The 571-nt window shown below is 53.4% G+C and carries 2 protein-coding genes; one reads left to right on the top strand and one right to left on the bottom strand.

Annotation, left to right across the window (positions count from 1 at the left end):
- On the bottom strand, positions 1–175 hold a 175-nt coding region (locus P0G09_RS15470; RefSeq protein WP_275253091.1), incomplete at its 3' end, for a phosphate acyltransferase.
- Between the two features lie 197 nt (positions 176–372).
- Between P0G09_RS15470 and P0G09_RS15475 the strand changes: the two genes are divergently transcribed.
- The coding region (locus tag P0G09_RS15475; RefSeq protein WP_275253090.1) for a uracil-DNA glycosylase family protein at positions 373–571 on the top strand (199 nt) is incomplete at its 3' end.

Genomic DNA, 571 nt, shown 5'->3' on the forward strand with positions numbered 1-571 from the left:
CGGCAGCAGCAGCCGTGCACTCAGCCTCGTTGCCCACCATGACAACCTTCAGACCGCCCTCGGCCAGCAGCTTGCTGGCTGCCTCCAGGATGCGGGGGTCATTGCCCTCGGTAAAAACGATCGTCTTGGGGTTTGCCTTCAGCTGTGCTACCAGCGGTGCGAACATATCAGCCATTGTTGATTACCTCCGAATTAACTATCCAATATTCACATCCGGGTGCCTGTTGGATACAAGGATGCCTTTCTCTTTTATTCTAGCACACCCGGCAAAAAGTTCAAGACAAAATTGGCTTTTTGTGCTATTATTTTAGGAGAAAACCATTTTTTATTTGTGAATAAATTATCATTCAGCTGCAAGGAGATCGAACTGCTATGGATGGGGATACATTAAAGGCCGAGTGCCTTGCCTGCCGCAGATGTGAGCTGTGCACTGACCGCACCCATGTGGTGTTCGGGCAGGGTGTCCAGACTGCTGAGGTGCTGTTCGTGGGCGAAGGCCCGGGCCAGAGCGAGGACGAGCTGGGCCTGCCCTTTGTGGGCCGCAGCGGCCAGCTGCTGGACAAATACCTGT

The sequence above is a fragment of the Faecalibacterium sp. DFI.5.82 genome (assembly GCF_029076575.1).
Taxonomy (GTDB): Bacteria; Bacillota; Clostridia; order Oscillospirales; family Ruminococcaceae; genus Faecalibacterium; species Faecalibacterium duncaniae.